The sequence below is a fragment of the Sulfurimonas sp. C5 genome (assembly GCF_029872055.1).
GTDB lineage: Bacteria > Campylobacterota > Campylobacteria > Campylobacterales > Sulfurimonadaceae > Sulfurimonas.
This window is the reverse complement of record NZ_JARXNQ010000004.1, coordinates 30,497-47,487: the sequence shown is the minus strand read 5'-3', so window position 1 is coordinate 47,487 and position 16,991 is coordinate 30,497. Positions and strand designations below refer to the sequence as shown.

At 35.1% G+C, this 16,991-nt stretch carries 17 protein-coding genes; 13 read left to right on the top strand and 4 right to left on the bottom strand.

Features of this window, described 5'->3' with window-relative positions:
* Window positions 1–12: 12 nt before the first annotated feature.
* Genes greA through P6N22_RS07800 form a run of 11 tightly spaced genes read left to right on the top strand, consistent with a single transcriptional unit; the run spans window position 13 to window position 10,746 of the window.
* The gene (gene greA / locus P6N22_RS07850) at window positions 13–510 is read left to right on the top strand and encodes a transcription elongation factor GreA (protein WP_280331813.1); all 498 of its coding nucleotides are present in this window, start codon (window positions 13–15) and stop codon (window positions 508–510) included.
* Window positions 497–1,501: an N-acetyl-gamma-glutamyl-phosphate reductase gene (gene argC, locus P6N22_RS07845; protein WP_280331811.1), complete on the top strand. Its 1,005-nt coding sequence runs from the start codon at window positions 497–499 to the stop codon at window positions 1,499–1,501. The genes greA and argC overlap by 14 nt, the downstream gene beginning before the upstream one ends.
* Complete coding sequence (locus tag P6N22_RS07840) at window positions 1,491–2,228, top strand: UDP-2,3-diacylglucosamine diphosphatase (RefSeq protein WP_280331809.1); 738 nt, start codon at window positions 1,491–1,493, stop codon at window positions 2,226–2,228. Before argC ends, P6N22_RS07840 begins: the two co-directional genes overlap by 11 nt.
* Window positions 2,229–3,170 carry a chemotaxis protein gene (locus P6N22_RS07835; RefSeq protein WP_280332030.1) on the top strand — a complete coding sequence of 314 codons (942 nt, stop codon included), beginning with the start codon at window positions 2,229–2,231 and terminating at the stop codon, window positions 3,168–3,170.
* A gap of 11 nt (window positions 3,171–3,181) precedes the next feature.
* Window positions 3,182–5,593 carry a chemotaxis protein CheW gene (locus tag P6N22_RS07830; RefSeq protein ID WP_280331807.1) on the top strand — a complete coding sequence of 804 codons (2,412 nt, stop codon included), beginning with the start codon at window positions 3,182–3,184 and terminating at the stop codon, window positions 5,591–5,593.
* Window positions 5,586–6,077: a chemotaxis protein CheW gene (locus P6N22_RS07825; protein ID WP_280331806.1), complete on the top strand. Its 492-nt coding sequence runs from the start codon at window positions 5,586–5,588 to the stop codon at window positions 6,075–6,077. The genes P6N22_RS07830 and P6N22_RS07825 overlap by 8 nt, the downstream gene beginning before the upstream one ends.
* 13 nt (window positions 6,078–6,090) lie before the next feature.
* Window positions 6,091–7,209 (top strand): ABC transporter permease, encoded by a 1,119-nt coding sequence (locus P6N22_RS07820; RefSeq protein WP_280331804.1) that lies wholly within the window; start codon window positions 6,091–6,093, stop codon window positions 7,207–7,209.
* The gene (locus P6N22_RS07815) at window positions 7,209–7,940 is read left to right on the top strand and encodes an ATP-binding cassette domain-containing protein (protein WP_280331802.1); all 732 of its coding nucleotides are present in this window, start codon (window positions 7,209–7,211) and stop codon (window positions 7,938–7,940) included. The genes P6N22_RS07820 and P6N22_RS07815 overlap by 1 nt, the downstream gene beginning before the upstream one ends.
* Entirely contained in the window at window positions 7,937–8,875 is a 939-nt protein-coding gene (locus P6N22_RS07810; protein WP_280331801.1) for an MlaD family protein, read from the top strand. The genes P6N22_RS07815 and P6N22_RS07810 overlap by 4 nt, the downstream gene beginning before the upstream one ends.
* 3 nt (window positions 8,876–8,878) lie before the next feature.
* Window positions 8,879–9,469, top strand: a complete 591-nt coding sequence (locus P6N22_RS07805) for an ABC-type transport auxiliary lipoprotein family protein (protein ID WP_280331799.1) — start codon at window positions 8,879–8,881, stop codon at window positions 9,467–9,469.
* Window positions 9,466–10,746 (top strand): aminopeptidase P N-terminal domain-containing protein, encoded by a 1,281-nt coding sequence (locus P6N22_RS07800; RefSeq protein WP_280331798.1) that lies wholly within the window; start codon window positions 9,466–9,468, stop codon window positions 10,744–10,746. Before P6N22_RS07805 ends, P6N22_RS07800 begins: the two co-directional genes overlap by 4 nt.
* On the opposite strand, the gene P6N22_RS07795 is transcribed toward P6N22_RS07800, so the two are convergent.
* Window positions 10,741–11,175, bottom strand: coding sequence for a hypothetical protein (locus P6N22_RS07795; RefSeq protein WP_280331796.1), 435 nt, complete (start codon window positions 11,173–11,175; stop codon window positions 10,741–10,743). The genes P6N22_RS07800 and P6N22_RS07795 overlap by 6 nt on opposite strands.
* Before the next feature lie 86 nt (window positions 11,176–11,261).
* On the opposite strand from P6N22_RS07795, the gene P6N22_RS07790 reads away from it, so the two are divergent.
* The gene (locus P6N22_RS07790; RefSeq protein WP_280331794.1) at window positions 11,262–12,503 is read left to right on the top strand and encodes a diguanylate cyclase; all 1,242 of its coding nucleotides are present in this window, start codon (window positions 11,262–11,264) and stop codon (window positions 12,501–12,503) included.
* 3 nt (window positions 12,504–12,506) lie between these two features.
* Entirely contained in the window at window positions 12,507–14,177 is a 1,671-nt protein-coding gene (locus P6N22_RS07785) for a Na/Pi symporter (protein WP_280331792.1), read from the top strand.
* Here the strand turns inward: P6N22_RS07785 and P6N22_RS07780 are convergent.
* Genes P6N22_RS07780 through P6N22_RS07770 form a run of 3 tightly spaced genes read right to left on the bottom strand, consistent with a single transcriptional unit; the run spans window position 14,174 to window position 16,976 of the window.
* Window positions 14,174–14,515 carry a translation initiation factor gene (locus P6N22_RS07780; RefSeq protein WP_280331790.1) on the bottom strand — a complete coding sequence of 114 codons (342 nt, stop codon included), beginning with the start codon at window positions 14,513–14,515 and terminating at the stop codon, window positions 14,174–14,176. The genes P6N22_RS07785 and P6N22_RS07780 overlap by 4 nt on opposite strands.
* Window positions 14,515–15,372 (bottom strand): DUF5718 family protein, encoded by an 858-nt coding sequence (locus P6N22_RS07775; protein WP_280331789.1) that lies wholly within the window; start codon window positions 15,370–15,372, stop codon window positions 14,515–14,517. Before P6N22_RS07775 ends, P6N22_RS07780 begins: the two co-directional genes overlap by 1 nt.
* Window positions 15,372–16,976, bottom strand: a complete 1,605-nt coding sequence (locus P6N22_RS07770; protein ID WP_280331787.1) for an ABC-F family ATP-binding cassette domain-containing protein — start codon at window positions 16,974–16,976, stop codon at window positions 15,372–15,374. Before P6N22_RS07770 ends, P6N22_RS07775 begins: the two co-directional genes overlap by 1 nt.
* Window positions 16,977–16,991 lie beyond the last annotated feature (15 nt).

Genomic DNA, 16,991 nt, shown 5'->3' with positions numbered 1-16,991 from the left:
GAACAAAAAGAGATGAGTAACGTAGAGCCAATGACAATTTTCGGCTATGAAAAACTTCAAGCTGAAGTGAAAGATCTTAAAGAAGTAAAACGTCCAGGTGTTGTAAAAGCGATCGAAGAAGCACTTGAACACGGTGACTTAAAAGAAAATGCAGAATATCATGCTGCAAAAGAGATGCAAAAAAATATAGACAACCGTTTAGCGGAACTTCAAGAGATTATCGGTAATGCTCAAATTGTAGATCCTAGTGAACTTGAACATGCAAGAGTAAGTTTTGGCTCTACTGTTATTATGACAGACCTTGACAGTGATGAAGAAGTATCATACACAATTGTTGGCGGTGCAGAGAGTAATCCGGATATGGGGCTTATTTCTTTTAACTCTCCACTTGCAAAACAACTTCTTGGAAAAGAAGAAGGCGATGAGGTGAAAGTTCGTCTTCCAGGCGGTGAAAAAGAGTTTGAGATCGATGAAGTAAAATATCAGGAGATAGTTTTTGAAACACATTAATGTAGGTGTTATCGGAGCCAGTGGTTATACAGGGCTTGAACTAGTAAAAATATTAGTAAAACATCCAAACTTTAAACTTACATACCTGGCTAATTCAGAGGGTGGGATAAATGCAGACGAGTTGCATCCATCACTAAAAAACGTATGTAATTTAGAAGTGAAAAAAGCAAATATTTCTGAAGCAAGTATGGAGTGTGAACTTGTATTTTTAGCTTTACCTCATAAAACAGCTATGGCATATGTAAAACCTCTGATTGCAAACGGTGTCAAGGTTGTGGATCTCTCGGCAGATTATCGTCTACCCTTATATACGTATGAAGCGTTTTATACACAGCATACTGATATTGAAAATTTAGAACACAGTGTATATGGACTGCCTGAGCTTTTTCGTGAAGAATTAAAGAGTGCAAAGCTTGTAGCAAATCCTGGATGTTTTCCAACTTCAGCAATCTTGGGATTACTGCCGTTTATGCAGTACCGTGTGGCACATACTCCAATTATTGTTGATGCTAAAACAGGTGTAAGCGGTGCAGGGAAAAAACTAAGTGATACGACACACTTTGTAAATGTAAACGATAATCTTTTTGCATACAATCCTTTAATGCATCGTCATGCTCCGGAAATTGCAGATAAATTAAATGTAGATTTTGAAGAGGTTCACTTTGTACCACACTTAGTTCCTATAACACGTGGTATGTTAAGCTCTATCTATATCCAAGTAGAGGGTGATTTTGATGAACAAGCAGTTCTAGAAGAGTTCTATAAAAATGCACCGCATGTACGTATCTCAAATCAACCTACGACAATGAAAGATGTTGCTGGTACAAACTTCTGTGATATCTACGTAAAAAGAAAAGAGAATATGCTTTTTATTTCATCAGCAATTGACAACTTAATGCGTGGAGCTTCATCTCAAGCAGTTGTAAATGCAAACATTATGATGGGCCTAGACGAGGATGCTGGAATTCCAGATATAGCGTATGTCCCATAACATAGAGATCAAAGAGGGTGCATTTATTATTTCAGATGCACATTTTTCCTCAAAACGTCCGGAACTATTAGAGTTTATAAATGCGATTGAAGCCAAACAACTCCAACCGACACAACTACTTTTAATGGGTGATATTTTTGATGCACTCTTTGGAAGCATAGACTTTACATATACAGAAAATCAAAAAATTATTGAACTGATAGAAAAAATTGCACAAGAGATAGAAGTAATTTATTTCGAGGGTAATCATGATTTTAACCTTAAAGCGGTTTTTCAAAACATTAAAATTTATCCTATTTCACAACAACCCGTAGCTGCATCATTTCAGGATAAAAAGATTTATCTGGCTCACGGTGATTTTGACGGGAAACTAGGGTATAAACTATACACAGCACTTATAAGAAATCCAATCGTATTAAAGATACTCAAACCTATTGATAATCTGTTTAATCATTTTATTTTACGTTTTGTTGATCAACATCTGATGAAAAAGGATGATTGTAAAGAGCTTTCATGGTTTGAAGATTTTATACAAAATCGTTTTCATAAACGGTTTGATTGCGACTATTTTATTGAAGGACATTTTCACCAAAATAAAACGATAAAAATAGATAGTATGTACTACATTAACTTGGCTGCTTTTGCTTGTAATCAAAGATATTTTATTGTAAAATCGTTACAAGAGAATACAATATTGCAAGAGAAACAGTTCTCTAAAGGGATATAAATTATGGGTGATAACTCCTTAAAAATAGGCTCCAATGAGATGGAGCTTGTCGACTTTCGTATCTTTAAAGAAGAAAACGGAGAAGTGTATGAGGGTATTTACGGCATTAATGTTGCCAAAGTAAGAGAGATTATTAAAGTACCTTTTTTAACGGAACTTCCCGGAACTCCTGACTTCATTGAAGGGATATTTGACCTTCGCGAAGTTGTAATACCGGTTGTAAACCTAGCTAAATGGATGGGTATTAACGAACCGGAAAATGTACAGCAAAATTCCAGAGTTATAATTACCGAATTCAATAACGTTTTAATCGGTTTCATTGTACATGATGCCAAGAGAATCAGAAGAATCTCTTGGAGTGACATTGAACCGGCTACGTTTATAAGTGCAAGCAGTACATTGGACGGTAGCAAAATCACGGGTGTAACAAAAATAGAAGATGAAAATGTTCTTTTAATTCTTGACTTGGAGAGTGTTGTTCAAGAACTTGGTCTTTATGAACCGGACACTGATATGCAGGTAAAAGAGCTAGAGCATTTTACTGGAATAGCTATGGTTCTCGATGACAGTGCTACGGCAAGAAAAATCGTAACGGACGCATTGGAAAAAATGGGCTTTAGCGTTATTGGTGCAGTTGACGGTGAAGAGGGCTTACAAAAACTGGAAGACCTCTACAATAATTACGGTGAAGAGATAGTAGAACGCTTAAAAATTATTATCTCTGATGTTGAGATGCCGAAAATGGATGGATTCCATTTCGCAGCACAAATGAAAGATGATCCGAGATTTAATAAAATACCTATTGTGTTCAACTCGTCAATTAGTGACCACTTTAGTGAAGATCGCGGTTTAGAAGCCGGAGGTGAAGCTTACTTAGTTAAGTTCCAAGCCGGAGAATTTTATGATCAAGTAGCACGCATTGTGCATGCACATATGAAATAGGAGTATAAAATATGGATGAATTTCAAGAGATACTGCAGGATTTTTTAGTTGAATCGTTTGAACTCGTTGAAAAATTAGATGAGGACTTGGTTGAACTAGAATCAAATCCAGAAGATTTAGACCTTTTAAATGGAATTTTCCGTGTAGCACATACTGTTAAAGGTGCATCTTCGTTTTTAAATTTTGATATATTAACTCACTTGACACACCATATGGAAGATGTTTTAAACAAAGCAAGACATGGTGAACTGGTTATTACTCCTGATATTATGGATGTTATTTTAGAATCAGTTGACTTAATGAAACAACTTCTAGAACAGATTCGTGATACGAGCAATGACGGTGGTATTGACGTATCTGAATGTGTTTCAAGACTTGATAAAGTGAGTGGTGGAACAGGTGAGGTTGAAACCCCTGTAGCGGAAGCTCCTGTTGAAGAAGAAGTAGTTGAAGAGGTTGTTGAGACTGCTGAAGCGCAAGAAGATGAGCCTGACTATGAAAATATGTCTCCAGAAGAGGTTGAAGCTGAGATTGAAAGACTTCTCAATCAACGTCAAGAGGAAGATAAACAAAAACGTGCAGCTAAAATAGCAGCAGGTGAAAAAGTACCTTCATTAGAGCCTGACGTGGCTCCTGAAGAAGAGGCAGAAGAAGAACCAAAAGCGGCAACTCCTCCTCCACCGCCACCTCCAGCAGCTCCAAAAGCACCTCGTGCTAGCAGTGCAGGTGACGATTCAGAACCAAAAGCGGGAGCTCCTGCTAAAAAATCTCAAGCGGCAGTGGAACAAACTATCCGTGTTGACGTAAAAAGACTTGATCACTTAATGAACTTAATCGGTGAGCTTGTACTTGCTAAAAACAGACTTATCAAGATTAATGATGATGTTGAAGAGCGTTATGAGGGTGAAGAGTTCTTAGAGGAATTAAATCAAGTAGTTTCTATCGTGTCTCTTGTAACTACTGATTTGCAAATCGCAGTTATGAAAACACGTATGCTTCCTGTTGGAAAAGTATTTAACAAGTTTCCAAGAATGATTCGTGACCTTTCTCGTGAACTTAATAAAAAGATTGAACTTATCATCTCCGGTGAAGATACAGAACTTGATAAATCAATCGTAGAAGAGATAGGGGATCCGTTAGTACACATTATCCGTAACTCTTGTGACCATGGTATAGAAGCTCCTGAAGATCGTGTTGCTAAAGGAAAAGAGGAATTAGGAACAATTGTTCTTAAAGCATACAATGAAGGGAATCAAATCGTTATTCAGATCGATGATGACGGTAAAGGTTTAGATCCTGATATGCTGAAAAACAAATCACTCGAAAAAGGTATCATCACTGAAAAAGAAGCTGATATGATGAGTGATAAAGAGGCTTATGGGCTTATCTTTAAACCTGGTTTCTCAACTGCAGCACAAGTTACGAACGTTTCAGGTCGTGGTGTAGGAATGGATGTTGTAAAAACAAACATTGAAAAACTAAACGGTATTATTGATATTGATAGTGAGATAGGAAAAGGAACTTCTATGAAGTTAAAGATTCCTCTTACTCTTGCTATTATTCAAGCACTGTTAGTTGGTGTTCAGGAAGAACATTACGCTATCCCTCTTGCTTCAGTACTTGAGACTGTAAGAATCTCTACGGATGAGATCTATACGGTTGAGGGTAAAAGTGTTATGAGACTTCGTGATGATGTCCTTTCACTTGTACATATCGGTGATATTTTTGAAGTTGAACGTATACTTGATGCAAGTGAACACGCGTATGTGGTTGTACTTGGTCTGGGTACAAGCAAACTTGGACTTATCGTTGATACTCTTGTAGGGCAAGAAGAGATTGTTATTAAATCACTAGGTGAATACCTCAAAGGAATTGACGGAATTGCTGGAGCAACTATCAGAGGTGACGGTGGAGTAACACTTATTGTAGATGTTGTAGCTCTTATGGAAATGGCAAAAAATGTAAAGGCAACAGCATTAACACAGGCAGCACAAGGTGGAAGTGCTCTTAATGAGAAAAACTCTGCAAGTGATTATGTTGTAATGGTCGTTGATGATTCTAAAACAGATAGAACTGTTATGAGAAAAGCTTTAGAGCCGATGGGAATTACAATTATTGAAGCAGCTGACGGTCAAGAAGCACTTAATATCTTAAAAGCGGGTGAGCATAATTTTGATGCAATGCTGGTTGATATAGAGATGCCGAGAATGGACGGATACTCATTAGCAACTGAGATTAAAAAATATAACAGATATAAAAATCTGCCTCTGATTGCAGTAACTTCACGTACAGGAAAATCTGACCGTATGCGCGGTGTTGAATCAGGTATGGTTGAATATATTACAAAACCTTACTCTTCTGATTATTTAGCAAGCGTAGTACAGAGAAATATAAACTTTAAATCGGAGTTCTTAAATGGCTGATAAATTAAAAGAGATTATAAATAAACAATCAAAACAGCAAGATGTCGGCGGACAGCTTGACGATGTAGTTCAATTAGTCGGTTTCATGATAGGGGATGAAGAGTACGCAGTGCCTATTCTCTCTATTCAAGAGATTATTAAGCCGTTTACTTGGACAAGGGTACCGCAAGTACCAAAATATGTTCTTGGTGTTTTTAATCTCCGTGGAGCAGTTATTCCACTTATCGATTTACGTACAAAATTCGGTTTAGAGTCTAAAAAACACGGTGAAGATACACGTTTTATTGTGATGCGTCACGGTGATGATGTTGCAGGTTTTGTAATTGACAGACTGACAATGGCGATTAGAATTAAAAAAGAAAATATTGGACCGGCACCAGATACGATTAATGATGAAGAGACTATTATTGACGGCGTAGGAAAACAAGAAGATAAAATTATTACTCTTTTAAAAGTAAACAAACTACTAGAGAGAGATTTTTAAAGATACTCTTACAATGGATAATTTACTCCAAATAGAACTTTATGACGGTGGAATTCTTCTAAAGATAAAAGGAGAATTTACCGTATATAAACTTCCTCAAATTGAAAAGAAAATTCAAACATTGGATTTTACCCAATTTAAAGACATTGAATTTGACCTGAGAGAAATTACATTTTTAGATAGCGGTGCAGCCCTTTTTTTAGATACAATCTTTCAAAAGCTGGAAAAACAATCTCTTGCATATGAAGTAAATATTCAAAACGACACATTCCAATCTACACTCAACTTAGTTAAATCAAAACGCTCCGGAATAAAGAAGCCAAAAGTCCAAATCCAACCGAAACTTTATGAAAAAATAGGCAAAACAGCCTATAACTATTATCAATCATCTTTACGTTTTATGCATTTTTTGGGAAAAGTTTTTGTTGCTTTTTTAATTTATTTCAAAGCACCCCATAAAATTCGTTATAAAGAGATCTTTTTTGAGATAAATGAAAGTGCATTAAAGGCAATCGGAATTATTGCCCTGACAAGTTTTCTTGTAGGACTTGTTGTTGCGTATCAATCAGCGTATCAATTAAAAATATATGGGGCAAATATATTTATAGTTGATATGCTGGGACTCTCGATTTTAAGAGAACTTGCTCCTATGATGACGGCAATAGTAATAGCGGGGCGCAGCGGTTCTGCATATACGGCACAAATTGGTGCCATGAAAATCACCCAAGAGATAGATGCGATGAAAACAATGGGCTTTGAGCCTTTTGCATTTTTAGTACTGCCGCGCATCATTGCACTCAGCATTACAATGCCTTTACTTATTTTTGTCGCTGATATGACAGGGATGTTTGGCGGGATACTTATTGCAAACCTCGATCTTAAAATTACAACTGAATTGTTTATAGAACGTTTTCACGAAGTGATTGCTGCTAAGCATTTTTTTGTAGGGATAGTTAAAGGACCGTTTTTCGCATTTTTGATTGCAACTATAGCTATTTATAGAGGTTTAGTTGTAAAAGACGACACACAAAGTATAGGTTTTAACACGACGAAAAGTGTTGTTGAATCTATCTTTGCGGTTATTGTGTGTGATGCTCTTTTCTCAATAGCTTTTACAAAGTTGGGGATATAATGAAAGTTATTGAAGTAAAAAATCTCACAACTGCTTTTGGTGATAAAGTTGTCCATGATGATATAAGCCTGAGTATAAATGAAGGTGAAATTTACGGGATTTTAGGTCCAAGTGGATGTGGGAAAACAACTTTGCTGCGTGAGATAGTTATGCTTCAAGAGTTTCATGACGGTTCTATAAAAGTTTTAGGCAAACAGATTGAACACCTTTCAACAAAAGAGATACTTTCACTAAAACGTAAATGGGGTGTATTATTTCAATTCGGTGCTTTATTCTCATCGTTAACAATTGCGGAAAATATTGCACTTCCGTTAGTAGAATATACAGAATTATCTAAAACAATGATTGATGAGATAGTAGAATTCAAAATAAAATTGGTAGGACTTAAAGCTGAAGACGGCAAATTATACCCTTCACAAATAAGCGGAGGGATGAGAAAAAAAGCAGGGTTAGCACGTGCACTTGCATTAGATCCTAAACTATTATTTTTAGATGAACCGACAAGTGGACTTGACCCTATATCTGCACGGGAATTTGACCGTCTTATTTTAGATCTCCGTAAAATGTTAAATTTAACAATAATAATGGTTTCTCACGATTTGCGTTCAATTTATGATACTTTGGATAGAATAGCTATATTAGACAACAAAAAAGTAGCCTATGAAGGTTCTCTTGACGAAATACCGCTTGAGAATCAATTTGTAAAAACATTTTTTAAAGAGAAGTTATGAATAATAAAGTAAATTATACACTGGTTGGGTTTATTGTATTATTGGGCTTGATGGCCGTTTTAGTGTTTTCGTATTGGATGTTAAAGCCCACACAAGAGGAAGAAGTACAACACTATGTAATTTACTTTGATGAATCTGTATTTGGTTTGAACCTTGATGCACCTGTCAAATTTCGCGGTATCAGTGTCGGAAAGGTTTCAAATCTTAGAATCAATCCAAATAATTCCGAACAAGTTGAAGTACAGGTAACTATTAAAAAAAGTACTCCTATAAAGGATAACATAGTTGCTGTTTTAACGGCTCAGGGAATTACAGGTTTAACATATGTCAATTTGACAGTCGGCGATAATCATATTCAAGAGGTTGTAAAGATAGCTGGGAAAGATTATTACGTTATCGCTACAGCACCTTCTATATTTCAAAATGTCCAAAAATCTTTTGGAGATGTTTCAGACAGGCTAACAGAAACACTTTACCAGACAGAGAAACTTTTAAGTGATGAGAACCAAGAAGAGTTCATGAAACTTATTAGTGCAACAAGTAGTGTAGTTGGAAAACTTGACAAAGCGTTGGATGCTAAAACAATCAAACATTTTCAAAATACGATGGCAAATTTAGATATCGCAACTGATAAAGTAAGTTATTTGGTAGATAAAACGGCAAAGTGGGAAGATAATGTTTCAGCTTCTTTACGTTCTATTAAACAAAGTTATTTAAAAATTGATTCTACCATGACAGAATTTAAAACAGCTATGAAAGACGGTCAATTTAATTTTAAAGAGATCTCTTCTGAAGTTATTCCTAGTTTTAACAGTACACTTCTAGAACTTCAAGAGTCACTTTTAAAATTTGACAATGCCATAAAAGAGTATGAAAGAAGTCCTTCTGATTTCTTATTTAAGCGTGAAGCAACTAAAAAAGCACCGGGAGAATAAAAGATGAAAACTATTTTAATTGTACTTGTTTTTATATTAAGCGGTTGTAGTGTTACGACACCTACGGTAACAGATTATAGAATAGATCCCGATGTTACAATCTCAAACAAGAGCACGAACTCTCAAAAACGTTCAATCAAGGTTATGCCGATTTTTGTAAACACTTCTTTGGCAACAAACAATATGCGTTATAGAATCGGAGAATATAAAGAGTATGCATTTACACAATCGGCATGGTCAGAGAGTCCAAATAGAGCGATAGCAAATAAGCTGGTAAATATTTTAGAAGCTTCGAATTTATTTCATGGTGTATATGGCTATAAATCTTCTAAAAAAGGTGACCTTGTTTTAGAGTTTAGCCTTAATGAATTTATTCAGTCATTTAACGAATTACAAAATAGCTCATCCGTGACATTGAATATTTCATATAACTTGATAGAGAGAAAGACAAGAAAACTGATAGCATCAAAGATTATTACAAAAACAATGCAGACAGACAGCCTGGATGCTCAAGGGGGTGTTAAAGCCCTAAATAGTATACTTGCACAAACTTTAGAAGAAACTGTAGATTGGTTAGGTGAAAATTCTCAATGATTAAAGAAAAAGAGTATAAAGGACGAAGAGAAAAGTTTGCAAAAAAACTGCAAAGTGATTCAGTAGCAATATTTTGTGCAGCTGAACAAAAAGTACGTTCAAACGATACGGAATATCCTTATAGACAAGATAGCAATTTTTATTATTTAACAGGATTTAAAGAGGATAATTCCACATTAGTATTTGTTAAGAAAAACACAACATATAAAATATATCTTTTTGTAGAGAAAAAAGATCCTGTTAAGGAACTTTGGACAGGTAAAAGACTCGGTGCAGAAAAAGCAAAAGAACTCTTTGATGTAGATGATGTATTTGAGATCGAACATTTTGCTCCAAAACTGCAAGAGTTCTTAGAAGAAAAAAATAAGCTCTATTATGATTTCAAAGTAAAAAATAAATTATTAGATCAAGTAAAGCTACTTGCAAAAAATATACTTTATTATAAAGATGCTGCAAAAACTGTTGAAACTATGCGTTTAATTAAGTCGACAAACGAAATAAAGTTAATTCAAAAAGCACTTGAAATTACAAAAGAAGCACATCACAAAGCGATTCAAATGAGTCAAAAACTCTCATTTGAATATGAACTGCAAGCCGAGATAGAGTACATTTTCAAGAAAAATGGTGCATACAGTGATGCATATACTTCAATTGTAGCTTCCGGAGACAATGCGAATACACTTCATTATATTGATAATAATATGGCTTTAAATAAGGGTGATTTGATACTAATTGATGCAGGCTGTGAATATGAATATTACTCCAGTGATATTACCAGAACGATTCCTGTCAGCGGTAAATTTACGAAAGCACAAAAAGAGCTCTATCAAATGGTGCTTGATGTGGAGAAAAAAATCATTTCAATGATGAAGCCCAACATACTTAGAAGCGAATTGCAAAATGAAGCTGAAAAGATGTTGTGTGAGGGGATGGTTAAACTAGGTATTTTAAAAGGGAGTGTCAAAAAACTTCTAAAAGATAAAGTACATAAAAAATATTTTCCGCATGGAATAGGACACTATATGGGCTTAGACGTACATGATCAAAACCCGTATAAAAATCAGAAAAATAAAGAGATTCCTCTTAAAGCAGGTATGATTTTAACGATTGAACCGGGTATTTATCTTCCGGAAGACGATAAGAAAATTCCTAAAAAATATAGAGGTATCGGGATAAGAATTGAGGATGATATTTTGGTTACTAAAGAGGGATATGAAAACCTATCCAAAGAGATTCTCAAAGAGATAAAAGATATAGAATCTTACAGCTCTTTATGAGTTGTAAGAGTAGCTCCAGCCCGTTAGATTTTTTACTTTCGCTTCGTAAAATTCATCAGAATCTGCTAAAAAATCAATAACATGCATTGGTGCATGAGGCACACTTGCTCTATCTTGTTGTTTAAATAATGGCATTGGCATCGGTGTGTCTTGCGCATTTGAGACAGCAAACCCTACAGCTGTTAACTGGCTTAATACCTCTGTTGGATTTTTGATCTTATAATCAGTGCAAAACTTATCTAATACAGGTTGTTTCACCTCTTCAGGCAAAGCTTCTGGTGTATTTAAAAAGATTGTAAAATGAATAGGTGTAGCTCTATATTTCTCAGGGGCAGGTGTCGCCATTATGATGTATTCTACATTTTTTAAATGTTCTTGAATCTCAAAAGTATCTAAATATTTATCTGCTCTAATTGATTTTGCTTCCATGGTCCAAACTTTTTCTTTTTTAGAAAAATTATACCATTTAGTGGTACAAAAGATGCTTAATAGATTTTAGAGAATAAGGAGTGATTTTGAGATTTATTGAAGCTTTAAAACTCAGAAGTAAACTGTTTTTCCTATTTGTTTTGATTACATTGGGGCTCGTATTTGTCGGTATCGTCGGAGCAAGCTACATTAATGCAATGAAAAAAAATATGGATTCCTTATATTTTGGTTCATTAGTGCCTGTAACGGAACTCAATGAAATTCTGCAAACTTATCATAGCGGGATCTCCGATCCTATCTATAAGGCAAGCAGACAAGAGATATCTACACTGCAAACTACACAAAAAATAGAAAAATCTTTACAATATATCAACAAAAAATGGGAAAGCTATATCTCACATTACAAGAATGAAGAGGAAGTAGCATATGTTGAGTATGTAGATATGGAGCTTACATCTACAAATAAAGCCTTTAATAAAATAATAGGGTTTTTAAAAAGCGGCGGTAATCCTAAAAACATTGCTCTTAATAGAGTAGAAGATAAAATTTTCAAGATGCATGGTGTACTAAAAAAACTTATCAATTATGAAGTCAATGTAGCACAGTATGAAAGAAAAAAGTTTTTGAATAAATATGATGATATAGCCCTAAATGTTGGCTTGACACTTATTTTTGTTATTATTGCCGTCTTGGTAATTTCCATGTATGTCTTTAAAAGTATTCAACAAGACCACACTAAACTTCACGATATAGCAAAAAAGCTTCGTAAAGCGAATAAAAAACTTGAGAATGCTTCATATACAGACAGTTTAACAGGATTATATAACAGAAGATATTTTAATCATATATATGAGAGAGAACTTAAGCGTGCCAAAAGGAATAAGACATATATAACATTCATGATGTTGGATATTGACTACTTTAAACAGTATAATGATACTTATGGACACGTTGAGGGAGACTTTGCTCTTAAAAGCGTAGCAAAAGTCTTAAAAGATACACTTAAACGTCCAAGTGATTATGTATTTCGCCTTGGAGGTGAAGAGTTTGGAGTCTTGCTAAGTGAAACAAATGAAACAGACAGTGCAAACTTGGCAAGAACACTATGTCAATCTGTTAAAGATAGAGAGTTGAAACATGAGAAATCAAAAGCAAATGAATTTGTCACGGTTTCTGTCGGTGTAGTATGTTGTATTGCCGATGATGCTTTAGATGATGAGATTATGATCTCTCGGGCAGACGAGATGCTCTATAAAGCAAAAGAGGGCGGACGTGATAGATATCAAATTACAACAAATGTAACTCTTGCAAAAACTATAAGCGCATAAAACATGTACAATATCATAATAGCACTTAGCGGGCTTGGTATGTTCCTATTTGGAATGGGATATATGGAGCTGGCACTTAAGGAATTCGCTGGAATAAAGTTTAAAAGATGGTTAAAACAATCAACCCAGACAAACATGAAAGCGATTGTAACAGGTGGATTGGCCACGGCATTATTGCAAAGTTCTTCAGTTGTAACGTTAATGACTCTTTCTTTTGTAAGTGCTTCGTTGATCACTTTAAACGGTGCGATAGGAATTATTTTCGGTGCGAATATCGGAACTACTGCAACAGCCTGGTTGGTAGCAATACTTGGATTTAAAGTAAAAATTGAAGTATTTGCATTGCCTATGATAGGTCTAGGCGGTATTGTTCTTATGTTTGTAAAAAACAGAAAACTGAGTGCTACAGCAAAGATATTTGTCGGTTTTGGCCTATTGTTTATGGGATTAGATATTCTCAAGACAGCTATTGAAGGGTTTGCTCTGGGAATAGATCTGGCTTCTTATAAAAACTTCCCGCTTTTTATTTTTCTACTTTTAGGGCTTATAATTACTGCCTTGATTCAATCAAGTTCGGCGGCAACAGCAATCATCTTAAGTGCTCTAAGTAGTCATATTCTTACTTTCGATATGGCTGCAGCTATGGCCATTGGGACAAATATTGGTACAACTGCAACAGCTATACTTGGAGCAATTGGCGGGGTGTCATATAAGAAAAGAGTGGCTGCAGCTCACCTGCTTTTTAATATATTCACAGCAGCAATAGCATTTATTTTTCTTTCGCAGCTTACTTATTTTATTCTAGAGTTCCTTCATTTTAAAAATGACTCTGTTACTGCATTGGCACTTTTTCATACCATGTTTAATATTTTGGGAGTTATTCTTTTAAGTCCATTTATTAATAAAATAGCAGCATTTTTAAATAAATTGTTTATCGTAAAAAAAGAAGTGGCAACTAAATATATCCATATGGTTGAACCAACAGTTGCAGAGAGTGCATTAATAGCCATTAGAAATGAGATTTCCCATCTATTTATAAATACGATTAAATTTAGTTGTATGATTGTAAATATCAAACCAAGTGAAGTTTTGAAGATGGAAAAACTGCCTTATCAAATCGTTCATGATGCTACAAAAGAGTATGATTTTGATTACAATAAAAGATATGATACATTAAAAAGTGTAGAATTTGAGACAATCAAATACCTCAATAAAATTAGTGAACTTCCATTAACAGAAGAACAATCACAAGCCTTAGATACTTTGTATACAGCTTCCAGAGAGTCTGTTTATACTGCAAGAATATTAAAAGATATCAAAAATAATGTGGATGAGTTTTTTCAAAGTGATGATGAGAAGATGCAATACTACTTTAATTTAATCCGTGAAAATCTTGTAAAAGCTATGCAAAATGCTCTTTTATACGGAGATAAAAAAACTTCGGCAGAGGTAATCCATAAAAATCATGAGGAGATTCTCAAAGAGAATAAAAGTTTTGTAAACAAGCTGACAAGAAATTTTGAGAAGGACTCACTAGATGAAAAGGCTGTTGTTGCCTTTTTAAATTCTAACCGTTCTGTACTTTTGGCTATAAGTTCGTTTGTTGATGCTGCTAGAGTCTTAGAAATTGTATTTGAAATGGAAGAACAAGTTGAAGAGGAAAAAGAACTTTAGTGCTTGGCTTTGAAGTTAAAACCTTCATCAACTAAGAGAGGCCGAAGTTTTTCTTTGAGTTCCCCTTGGAATTCCATAAAGCCATCTTTAAAACTTCCACCGCAGCCAAGCTTTTTTTTGAGTTTTTTGAGAAGTTCCTCGGCATTGTTTTTTTCAAGTTGAAACTCTCCTACAAGCGTTACAACTTTGCCTCTACGCTTCTCTTTTGAGAAAAAAAGTTGATGTTTATTCAGACTTAAGACAGTTTTTTTAGAAGTGTTTTTTTTCTCTTCTATTTCATTCCAGCCATCTTCAATATTTGCACCTATAAACAGATCTAACTTTTTTCCTCTGGACATTATTTTTCTACTTTTTGAGAGAGAACACTCATTATAGTTGAATCATATGTACTGTTTTTCACTGCATCTACAACTTTAGAAGATGATATTTTTGTATTGTCATAAACTACAACAATAACTTCATCATTTTCTTGTAAAAATGTTGTTTCGCCATAGTTTGTATAACGTGTAGCACCGATGCTGATTAATGCTTTTGTCGGTTTTCCACATGCATTGATATACTCAGAAATCGGCTCTAATGGTCCGAACTCTTTTTGAGTATTGATTTGGTTTTTAATCCACTCAGTCAGTTTTTCATAAAAATAGCTGTAACCGTTTAATGTAACATCTTCACCATAAGCATGTACTTCATCATTACGGCGTAAAAAACTTGCAATGCTGAAGTTGTCCATGACTCCACCATCACTAAATTTATCAATTTTAAAAAGTTTTTTACTTACACCCTTAGAGTTGATCCCCCAGTTTTTTTTGTCACTGATTTTTGAAGCTCCTGCAACACGAATCGAGCAATCGTTATATGCACCAAAATGTGTCGGTATTATGTTCGTGATTTGAGTACCTTCATATTCAATTTCACAAACAAGACCAACTTCAGGTTCAGCCTGAACATTTACATCCTCTTTTGGTAGCGTAATAGTATTACTTGAAAGAGGATATGTAAAAAGCATATCTTTAGGTTTATATTCTAATGAAGATGCAACAGACTTTTCACAAGGAAGATAAAAAGGAAACATCCCTTTAGGAGCTGCTTCATCTTCTGTGATTACGTCTTTAAAATCTTCTAGTTCACCTGCTTGTGCTAAGTGAAGTGCAAAGTTTCCGGCAATACCAAGCCCTAAAAACTCTTTATACTCCATTATTTTTGCGCCTCTTTCATCTCTGCAAATTCTTCGTAAGAGCCTTCGAAGTCTATGTATGAACCATCATCATGAAGCTCAATAATACGAGTAGCAAATGCATCAAGTAACTCACGGTCATGAGATACACAGATCACGTTGCCGTTAAATTCATGTAATGCTTCACCAAGTGCTACAATCGCTTCAAGGTCAAGGTGGTTGGTAGGTTCATCTAAAAGTAAGAAGTTTCCACCCTCTAGCATCATTTTTGAAAGCATCATACGGTGTTTTTCCCCACCTGAGATAGATGAAACAGATTTCTCTTGTTGTTCACCTGAGAAAAGCATACGCCCTAGACAGTTTCTGATCTCTGCGATTTCACGTTTTGGATCAAATGCACGTAACCAGTCGTAAAGTGTACCGTCACTTTTGATGATATCTGCAGTGTCTTGAGGGAAATAAGAGTTCTCAATTGTAGCACCCCATTGAATTTCACCGCTCGTACTTGGTTTCATCTCTTCCATAAGGATTTTCATTAGTGTTGTTTTACCAACACCGTTTCCACCGATAAGTGCTATCTTTTCACCCGGATTTACTTTAAAAGATACGTTTCTTAGAACTTCGTTATCTCCGTAAGAGTGTGAAACATCAATAACATTTAATGCTTCGTCACCCATTACACGTTTTGCTTTGAAAACGATAGAAGGATCACGGCGAGACGATGGTTTGATGTCGTCAATTTGAAGTTTTTCAAGTTGCTTTTGTCTTGAAGTTGCTTGTTTTGCTTTTGATGCATTTGCAGAGAAACGGCGAACGAATGCTTCTAATTGCTCTTTTTCTTTAAGTTTTTTAGCGTTATCTAGCTCTTGTTGTTTTGCTAAAACATTTGCAGCAATATACCAGTCATCGTAATTACCAGTAAATTCACGAATTTTTTGGTAGTCAACGTCTAAAATATTTGTTACAACTGCATTTAGGAAGTGTCTATCGTGAGAGATAACTACCATTGTCCCTTCGTGGCGTTGTAATTCATGCTCTAACCAGCTGATAGTCTCAATGTCAAGGTTATTCGTAGGCTCATCGAGGAAAAGAACATCAGGTTTCGGATAAAGAACTTGCGCAAGAAGAACTTTGAATTTGTCAGCACTATCAAGTGTAGACATTAGTTCATTATGTTGATCCGCAGGGATACCCACATTTTCTAAGATCTTTGAAATGTTTACATCGTACTCATACGTAGGGTCTTCCTCTACACAGATAGTCTCCAGTTCTGCAAGACGATTATTTACCGCATCGTCTTCAAAATCACCAGTCATATAGATCTCTTCTTTTTCTTTGATCGCATCATAAAGTCTTTTGTTTCCGTATAAAACAGCATCCATAATCGTATAATCTTCAAATGCATACTGGTTTTGTCCAAGTACACCGACTTTATTTGCTTTAGGGATGATCACTTCCCCTTCATACTCTTTGATTTGTCCAGATAAAATTTTTAAAAAAGTAGTTTTTCCGGCACCGTTTGCACCAATAAGACCGTAACGTTTATTGCGGTCAAGTTTTAAGTTAATGTCTTGAAACAGAACTCTGTTTCCATATCTCATTGTTAAGTTTTGTACAGTTACCATGATTTAATTGCCTAT